This window comes from Roseateles sp. GW821-FHT03B02, assembly GCF_059421025.1.
In genome coordinates this window covers 221617-230743 of sequence record NZ_JBWKUV010000007.1, presented here as the reverse complement: position 1 = coordinate 230743, position 9127 = coordinate 221617, and the positions used below count along the sequence as shown (strand labels likewise).

The window sequence follows — 9127 nt, the reverse complement described above, 5'->3', positions numbered from 1 at the left end:
GGCTACAAACGGGCATGACCGTCACCCGCGCCGGGACCGGGCAGGCAAACGCCCGGTCGCGGTGCCGGTGCGCGTGAGGCGCCCTGCGTGGCCCCAGGTTTCCTCTGAGAGCGGCGGCAGGGCGCTCCGGTACGCTACAGCGAGCGAGGCGCGGCTCACAGCGCCAGTACCTTCTCATGAACACGAGGGAGCCATGTCCAAGCAACTTCTGATCTACGAGACTGCGGTGCCGGTGTCTGCGGCCCGCCATGCCACGGTATCTCTGGAGCCCAGCCCCGATTACGCCTTCTCCGCCGGCATCAACGCCGTGCCGCTGATGGCCGTCGAATTCCCGCGTGCGGCGGTCGAATACGCCATCGTGTTCACCGTCGTCGGCGAAGACGTCATGCCCGCCGCCGTGCTGGGAGTGACCGGCGACCAGAACCTCTACCTCGGCGACGACCGCCAGTGGCGGGCCAAGTATGTGCCGGCCTTCATCCGCCGCTACCCCTTCGTGTTCTCACGCAGCACCGACGGCAAGTCCCTCACGCTGTGCATCGACGAGTCGCACCCTGGCGTCAACCGCGAGGGCCGCGGCGAGCGCCTGTTCGGCGACGACGGCAAGCCCACGCCCTACGTCGAGCGTGTGCTGAAGTTCCTGCAGGAGTACCAGGCCCAGTTCGAGCGCACCCGCCAGTTCGGGCGCAAGGTCTTCGACCTGGGGCTGCTGGAGCCCATGCAGGCGCAGGTCACCACGCCTGCCGGCGCCAAGCTGTCGCTGAACGGCTTCTACTGCACCAGCCGCACCAAGCTGCGCAAGCTCGATGCCGAGGCGATGACGGGCCTGGCCCAGACCGACGAGCTGGAGCTGCTGTACCTGCAGATGCACTCGCTGCGCAACTTCGTCGACGTCAAGGACCGCCTCATCGGCACCTTGTCCGAGGACGCGGCCGTCCCCAGCGCCACGCCCGCCTGAGCGGGATGCGCCGGGTGCAGGCCGTTCTGCCACGCGGCTGCCGCCGTCAAGTCGACTGACCGATGCAGAACACTGCCCCCGTCTATTCGCTGGCCGACGAACAGCGTGCGCGCCACGAATCGGCGGCCTGGGCGAGCCTCAACGCACCCGGCGACGCCGCCGAGCTCTATGCCGCCTGGCTGGCGCTGCTGGCTGCCCGCATCCAGCGCGCCCGGGCCGCACTGCTGCTCACGCGCGAGGGCGACGCCGGCAGCTTCGGCGTGGCCGCCGTCTGGCCCGACCCGCGGCGCGACATGCAATACCTCGCGGCCGTGGCGCAGCGCGCGCTGCAGGGGCGCGAGGGTGTGGTCAGTGGGCCGGGCGGCGACGGCCCGCCGGCCGCCGATGGGCTGGCCCACGTCGGCTACCCGATCGAGGTGGCCGGCCAGATGTGCGGCGCCGTGGTGTTCGACATCGGCCCGGGCCCGCTGCCCGAGTTGCAGACGGCGCTGCGCGACATCCACTGGGGTGCTGCCTGGCTGATGGATCACTTCCGCCAGCTGGCGCTGGCCGAGCGCGAGGCCGAGCTGGCGCGCTCGGCCCTGTTCAACGAGATCATGGCCACGGCCATGCAGCATCACCAGCTGCAGCCGTCGGCGCTGTCGGTGGCCAACGAGTTGGCCCAGCGCCTTCGCTGCGACCGCGTCTCGGTGGGCTTCGAGCAGGGCGGGCAGGTGGCGCCGCTGGTGATGTCCAACACCGCCACCTTCGACCCGCGCAGCGACCTCGTGCGCTGGATAGCCGAGGCCATGGACGAGGTGCTGGACCTGGGTGTGCCGGTGCAGGTGCCCGTGCCTGCCGACGAGCCGCTGGGCGCGCTGGCGCATGCCGACAGCGCGCGCCAGCTGGGCGTGGCCGTCATGCTGTCGGTGCCCGTCCCCGACCAGGGCCAGACCCTGGGCGTGCTGACGCTGGAGCGCATCGCCGGCCCGGCCTTCACCCAGGCCGAGGTGCAGCAGGCGGCTGCCGTGGCCGTGCTGCTGGGGCCGCACTGGGGCCTGCAGCGTGCCAACGAACGCGGCGTGCTGGCGCGCTGGCGCGAGGCGGCGCGAAGCGGCGTGCGCGAGTTCAGCGGGCCGCAGCACCCGGGGCTCAAGCTGGCCGGCGTGCTGGCGGCGCTGGCCCTGCTGTTCATCGGCTTCTGGCAGGTCGACTACCGCGTCGCCGCGCGCACGGTGGTCGAGGGCTCCACGCAAATCGCTGCCGCGGCGCCCTTCGACGGCTTCGTGGCCGAGGGCATGGTGAGGGCCGGCGACACCGTGCGCGAGGGTCAGGCGCTGGCGCGCCTGGACGACCGTGACCTCAAGCTCGAACGCTCCCGCTGGGCCGCCGAGCGGGAGCAACTGCAGCGCCGCTACCAGGTGGCGCAGGCGCAGGGCGACCGCGCCTCCATGGGCGTGCTGGCGGCCCAGGTGCACCAGGCCGAGGCTCAGCTCTCGCTGGCCGAAGAGCGCCTGGCGCGCACCACGCTGGTGGCCCCCTTCGATGGCGTGGTCGTCTCGGGCGACCTCAGCCAGCAGATCGGCTCGCCGGCCCAGGCGGGGCAGACGCTCTTCGAGGTGGCGCCGCTGCGGGGCTTTCGCGTGATGATGCAGGTCGATGACCGCGACATCGCGCCGCTGGCGCTGGGCCAGACCGGCGAGCTGGTGCTGTCGGGCCTGCCCGACCGCAAGCTGCCCATCAGCGTCAAGCGCATCACACCCGTATCCACACAGCAGGACGGGCACAACGTGTTCGCGGTCGAGGCGGCCATCGACGGCCCCGTCGACGCCGCGCTGCGCCCTGGCATGCAGGGCATCGCCAAGGTGGTGGTGGGGCAGCGCAGCCTGCTGTGGATCTGGACCCACGGCCTGGTCGACTGGCTGCGCCTGACGCTGTGGAGCTGGGCGCCCTGAGGGCGCGGGTGCGGCCGGCCATGCTCGACGCGCCGCTGCAAAGCAGTCTCTGGTATCGCGTGGCGGACCTGCGCCCGCGCCTGGTGGCCCGAGCGCGGCTGCACCGGCATCGCTACCGCGGGCGGGTCTGGTACCTTCTGCAGGATCCGGCCTCCGGCCGCGTGCACCGCTTCACCCCTGCGGCGCGGCTGGTGCTGGCGGCCATGGATGGGCAGCGCAGCGTCAGCGAGCTGTGGGAGATCGCCAGCGACAAACTCGGCGACGACGCGCCCACGCAGGACGAGCTCATCCAGCTGCTGGGCCAGTTGCACGGCGCCGACCTGCTGGCCACCGACGTGCCGCCCGATGCACTGGAGCTGTTCGATCGCAGCCAGCGCGAGGCCGCGGCCAAGCGGCGGCGCTCCTGGGTCAACCCGATGGCCATCCGCGTGCCGCTGTGGGACCCGGGGCGCTTCCTCGACCGCCATGTCGCGCTGTGGCGCGGGCTCTGGAGCCGTGGCACCGGCCTGCTGTGGCTGGCCGTGGTGCTCCCGGCGGCGCTGATGCTGCCGTCGCAGTGGGGCGAGCTCACGGGCAACCTGTCCGACCGCGTGCTGCAGGCCGACAACCTGCTGCTGATGGCGCTGATCTTCCCGTTCATCAAGCTCTTTCACGAGCTGGGCCATGCCACCGCCACGCGCGCCGGCGGCGGCGAGGTGCACGACATGGGCGTCATGGTGCTGGTGCTGATGCCCGTTCCCTATGTGGACGCGTCGGCCGCCAACGTGCTGCGCTCGCGCTGGCAGCGCGCACTGGTGGGCGCCGCCGGCATGGTGGTGGAACTCTTCATCGCCGCGCTGGCGTTCTACGCCTGGCTGCTCGTGGAGCCCGGCCTGGTGCGCGCTGTGCTGTTCAACGTCCTCTTCGTCGCCGGCATCTCCACGCTGATCTTCAACGGCAATCCGCTGCTGCGCTACGACGCGTACTACATCCTGGCCGACCTCGTCGAGCTGCCCAACCTGGCGGCGCAGTCGGCGCGCTACTGGGGCTATCTGCTGCAGCGCTACCTGCTGCGCCTGCGCGACGTGGAGTCGCCCGCGCACACGCGCTCCGAGCGCCTCTGGTATGGCTTCTACGGCCTGTGCTCGGCGCTCTACCGCGTCTTCGTCTCGCTGGCCATCTCGCTCTTCATCGGCTCGCGCTTCTTCTTCGTCGGCGTGGTGCTCGCGCTGTGGGCGGTGGCGACGATGACGCTGGCGCCGCTGTTCAAGGCTTTCAAGGCACTGCGGGCCCTGCCCGAGGCACGCGAGCGTGCCGGCCACGTGCGGTTGACGCTGGCCGCAACTGTCGCCGTGCTGGTGCTGGCGGTGGGCGTGCTGCCGCTGCCTTACCGTACGGTGGCGCAGGGCGTGGTGTGGCTGCCCGAGCAGTCCATCGTGCGCGCCGGGGCGTCCGGGTTCTTCCGCAGGTTCGAGGCTGCGCCCGGCGCGCTGGTGGAGCCCGGCACGCTGCTGGCGCGCAGCGTCGACCCCGCCCTCGACGCCGAGGCGCGGCTGCTGCAGGCGAGGGTGGAAGAGCTGGAGGCGAGCTACGCGGTCGAGTTCGTCGCCGACCGCGCCAAGGCCGAGATGGTGCGCGACCAGCTCCAGCATGCGCAGGCCGCGCTGCAGCGCTCGCGCGAAAGGTCCCAGGGCCTTCTGGCCGCCGCTGGCGCACGGGGCCGCTTCACCGTCCCCCAGCCCGGCGACCTGCCCGGGCGCCACCTCAAGCAGGGCACCGTCATCGGCTATGTGCTGGGCGACGCGCTGCCAGTGGTGCGCGTGGTGCTGGACCAGGCCGCCGTGGATACCGTCACCTCGTCCACCCTGCAGGTGCAGGTGCGCCGCGCCAGCGAGCCGGGGCAGGGCTGGGCGGGGCGGGTGGTGCGCCAGGTGCCTGCCGGGCGCGACGAACTGCCCAGCCAGGCACTGACGCCCGCGGGTGGCGGCGTCATCGGCGTGGACCCGCGTGACCCCAAGGGCCTGCGCGCGCTGGACCGCGTGTTCCAGCTCGATGTCGAGGTCGACGGGCTGGCAGGCCAAGCGCTGCGCTACGGCGAACGCGTGCACCTGCGCTTCACGCACGCACCCGCCCCACTGGCCGTGCAGGCTTGGCCGGCACTGCGCCGCCTCTTCCTGCGCCACTTCGATGTCTGAAGCCGCCCTGCTGCGGCTGCGCCCGCGCGACCTTGCCAGCGGGCGCCCCTATGCCGAGCGCGACGAGCGCCCGCCTGCCTGGCACGACGAACTGGCGCTGGGGCTGTGGCACGGCGGCCTGCGCCCGCTGCTGCGCGCCGCGGGTGGCCAGGCGGTCAGCGCGCGCCGCGTCGTGGCGCTGACCCGATCCCATGAGGCTGCGATGGCTGCGCTGGACGATGCCCAGCTGCGCCAGCGCGCCGCTGCGCTGCGCCACGACATGCGCCGCAGCCACTTCGGCGCCGAGGCCACGGCCGCCTTCTTCGCGTTGCTGCGCGAGGCGGCGGGCCGCGTGCTGGGCAAGCGCCACTACGACAGCCAGGTGCATGCCGGCTGGCTGCTGCTGCATGGCACGCTGGCGGAGATGGCCACCGGCGAGGGCAAGACCTTCGCCGCCACGCTACCGGTGTGCGCCGCTGCGCTGGTGGGCCTGCCGGTGCATGTGGTGACTGTGAACGACTACCTCGCGGCACGCGACGCCGAGGCCATGGCGCCGCTGTATGCCTTCTTCGGCCTGCGCTGCGGCGCCATCGTGCACGAGCTCACGCGCGAGCAGCGGCGTGTCGTCTATGGTGGCGACATCGCCTACTGCAGCAACAAGGAGCTGACATTCGACTACCTGCGCGACCGTACCGCGCTGGGGGACCGCGCCAGTCCGCTGCACCGGGCCGTGGCCCTGGCTGCCGGCCCGCAAGGTGGCAGCGCCGGTCCGGCCACCGTGCTGCGCGGCCTAGCCTTCGCCATCGTCGACGAGGCCGACAGCGTCTTCATCGACGAAGCCCGCACGCCCCTCATCCTGTCCGCCACGGTGCCGGGCGGCGAGCGCAGCCAGCTCGTCGGCTGGGCGCTGGCCCTGGCCGCCGAACTGCGGGCGGGCGAAGATTTCGAGGTCGAACGCGCGCTGATGCGCGTGCGCCTCAGCGAACTGGGCCGCGAACGCGTCGAAGCCGCGCTGGACGATGGCGCCGTGGTGCCCGCGGGCGGCTCGCTGCCGGCCGACGTCACGCGCCGCGCCTGCACCGAGGCAGTCACCCAGGCCCTGTCCGCGCTGTGGCTGTACCACCGCGATCAGCAATACGTCGTTGCCGACGGCAAGGTGCAGATCGTGGACGAATCCACCGGCCGCGTCATGGCCGACCGCGCCTGGGAGCGGGGCCTGCACCAGATGATCGAGGCCAAGGAAAACCTGGAGTCCACGGGCGAGCGCGTCACGCTAGCGCGCATCACCTACCAGCGCTTCTTCCGCCGCTATTTGCGCCTGGCCGGCATGACCGGCACCGCTACCGAGGTGGCCGCCGAGATCGGCCGCGTCTACAACCTGCCGGTGTGGCGCGTGCCGCTCAATCGGCCTTCTCAGGCTCTCCGCGCGGCGCCGCGCTGCCTGCGTGACGGCAGCGCGCGCTGGGACGCTGTCGTCGCCAGCGTGCAGGCCGCCTTGCGGCGTGGCCAGCCCGTGCTGGTGGGCACGCGCACGGTGCTGGCCTCCGAACAGCTGTCGGCCCGGCTGACGGCGGCCGGCATCGCGCATGTGGTGCTGAACGCCAAGCACGACCGCGACGAGGCCGACATCGTGTCGCGCGCCGGCGCCGTGGGGGCCGTGACGGTGGCCACCAACATGGCTGGCCGCGGCACCGACATCGCGCTCGCGCCCGGCGTGGCCGAGCGCGGGGGCCTGCACGTCATCCTGAGCGAATACCACGATTCCGCGCGCATCGACCGCCAACTCTTCGGTCGCGCCGCGCGCCAGGGCGACCCCGGCAGCGGTGCGGCCATCGTCGCGCTCGATGACGAGGTCTTTCGGGTGCACGCGCCGCGCATGGCGCAGTGGGCAGGGCGCTGGCTGGCGCTGCGCGGCGACCTGCCAGCCTGGCTGCTGTGGGCCTTGCGCCGCGTCGCTCAGTCTTCGGCCGAGTCGCGCAGCCGTGGCGCGCGCGCGGCCAGTCTCAAGCACGACCGCCGGCTTGCCGCCGTGCTGGCGTTTTCCGGGAGGGGTGAATGACGACAAGACGTCTGACATTGGCGCTGAGCCTGTGGGCCTCGGCGCAGGCCGTGCTGGCGCAGGCGGCGGAGACGGGCTACGAGTGCCTGCTCGAGCCCTGGCAGGTGATCGAAGTGCGGACCTCGGTCGAGGGCATCATCTCCGCCATCAATGTCAGCCGCGGCGACAGCATTCGCCGCGGCCAGGCGCTGATGGAGCTGCAGTCCCAGGGTGAGCGGGTGGCCGTCGAGCTGGCGCGCCAGCGCTCCGTGATGGAGGGGCAGATCAACTCGGCACGCAACCGCATCGACTACGCCGGTCGGCGCCTGGCCCGGCTGGCTGACCTGGAGAAGGACAACTTCGCGTCGGCCCAGGCACGCGATGAGGCCCATGCCGAGAAGCGCCTGGCCGACGCTGAGCTGCAAAGCGCGCTGGAAAACCGCGAACTCGCCAAGCTTGAGCTGCTGCGCGCCCAGGAGCAGCTGTCGCTGCGCACGGTGGCGGCCCCGTTCAACGGCGTCGTGATCGACCGCATGCTCAATGTCGGCGAACTGGCCGAGTCCGGCAGTGGCCGCAAGCCTGTGCTCAAGGTGGCGCAGATCGACCCGATGCGCGCCGACGTTGCGCTGCCCGCCGTGCTGTTTGGCAAGGTCAGGCCGGGCAGCAAGGCCACGGTGCGCGCCACCGTAGGCGGTGGCAGTTTCAGCGCCACCGTGCGAAGCGTCGACCGTGTCATCGACGCCGCCAGCGCTACCTTCGTCGCGCGCCTGGAGGTGTCCAATCCCGGCGACAAGGTGCCTGGCGGTTCCCGTTGCCTCGCCAGCATCGACGGCGTGGCGGCGCCTGCCCGGTCGCGGCCCTGAGCCCGCGTGCCGATGGGTCGGGCCTTGCTGATCAGCAGAGGGCCCGGTTCGGGATCGGCTGTTTCGGCGGCCAGCCCGGCCCCTCGGAGCCGGTAGGAACAGGCGCCAGGCTTGTCCAGCGCGAGAGGCCATCACTCTGGTCGCTACTTGCTGGCCAGCTCCAGCCCACCGTCACGCACGTTCACTACCAAGCCATGCAGTTGTGCCACCGCTTGCGCGAAGGCTTCGTTGTCGCCAGTGCGGTATGCCCCGCTGACCCGCAGCTTCCTCACGACGTCCGAATCGGTGACCGTGATTTGCACCTTGCTGTATCGGTTCATGTCAACGCCTGCGTCGATCAGCGTGACGTCATCGAGCACGGCAACACCGCGCTTCCAACCCAGCAGCGAGTCGAGCTTGGGGCGGTCCAGACGCGCGCCCATGGGCGATGCATGCCCGGTCTGGTTGATCGCCTGGTCCACGCGCAAACGGTCGCCGGGCGCCATGACCACCGGGGTGCTTAACGCGCTCTGCAAGGCGCCGCCCGAGCGTTGCACGATCACCTGACCTTCAAGCAGCGTTACGTCGAAGACGTCAGCGCCCGTCCTGGCTGGTGGCATGGATCGAACCAGGAAGGCCGTCCCCGTGGCGACGACGTTGGCGTCGGACACGCTGACGATGAAGGGCCGATCGACATCCTTGGCGACTTCGAACAGTGCCTCTCCGCGCTCCACCGTCACCGCGCGCAGCCCGTCCGTGAGCTTCACGCGGACGTCGGTGGACGTGTTCAGCGTCATCCGGCTGCCGTCGTCCAGGATGATGAGCCTTTGCTCGCCCACGCCGGTGCTGTACGCGCCATCGGGCCGAAGACTCAAGGCAAATGTCATCGCGCAGCCAAGTGCTGCGGCGGCCAGCGCCATGTGCCAACCCATCCCGGCACCTTTCCTGTGCGCCTGATCGTCGGCAGTTGCATCGGGGATGTGAGAGCGCCGCACGCCCGCGACGTCCTGCCAGATGTCCGTGCTGCGTTCGAAGGCGAGACGATGTGCGGCAGACCGCGCCTGCCAGGCCAGGCATTCACGTTGCATTGCGCGTGACCGGCCGGGACCATGCAGCCGCGCCAGCCACACGGCAGCCTCTGCCAGGATTTCCTGGGTCACGAGTGGCGATTTGTCGCATGCCCCCGGCGTCCCGGAGGCGTCCGG

6 protein-coding genes are annotated in these 9127 nt (G+C 71.4%); 5 read left to right on the top strand and 1 reads right to left on the bottom strand.

All coding sequences use genetic code 11. The features are described from left to right. Positions 1-193 precede the first annotated feature (193 nt). From AC07VX_RS19390 to AC07VX_RS19370, 5 genes are all read left to right on the top strand, one after another. Positions 194-955 carry a SapC family protein gene (locus AC07VX_RS19390; protein ID WP_493165878.1) on the top strand — a complete coding sequence of 254 codons (762 nt, stop codon included), beginning with the start codon at positions 194-196 and terminating at the stop codon, positions 953-955. Between the two features lie 62 nt (positions 956-1017). After that, a complete protein-coding gene (locus AC07VX_RS19385) occupies positions 1018-2889 on the top strand; it encodes a GAF domain-containing protein (protein WP_493165879.1) in 1872 nt (623 codons plus the stop codon). After that, positions 2871-5063 (top strand): hypothetical protein, encoded by a 2193-nt coding sequence (locus AC07VX_RS19380; RefSeq protein ID WP_493165880.1) that lies wholly within the window; start codon positions 2871-2873, stop codon positions 5061-5063. The genes AC07VX_RS19385 and AC07VX_RS19380 overlap by 19 nt, the downstream gene beginning before the upstream one ends. After that, a complete protein-coding gene (locus AC07VX_RS19375; RefSeq protein ID WP_493165881.1) occupies positions 5056-7101 on the top strand; it encodes a preprotein translocase subunit SecA in 2046 nt (681 codons plus the stop codon). The genes AC07VX_RS19380 and AC07VX_RS19375 overlap by 8 nt, the downstream gene beginning before the upstream one ends. After that, the gene (locus AC07VX_RS19370) at positions 7098-7943 is read left to right on the top strand and encodes an efflux RND transporter periplasmic adaptor subunit (RefSeq protein ID WP_493165882.1); all 846 of its coding nucleotides are present in this window, start codon (positions 7098-7100) and stop codon (positions 7941-7943) included. The genes AC07VX_RS19375 and AC07VX_RS19370 overlap by 4 nt, the downstream gene beginning before the upstream one ends. A gap of 143 nt (positions 7944-8086) precedes the next feature. Here AC07VX_RS19370 and AC07VX_RS19365 read toward each other — a convergent pair whose 3' ends face one another. After that, positions 8087-9082: a FecR family protein gene (locus tag AC07VX_RS19365; protein WP_493165883.1), complete on the bottom strand. Its 996-nt coding sequence runs from the start codon at positions 9080-9082 to the stop codon at positions 8087-8089. Between the last annotated feature and the right edge of the window lie 45 nt (positions 9083-9127).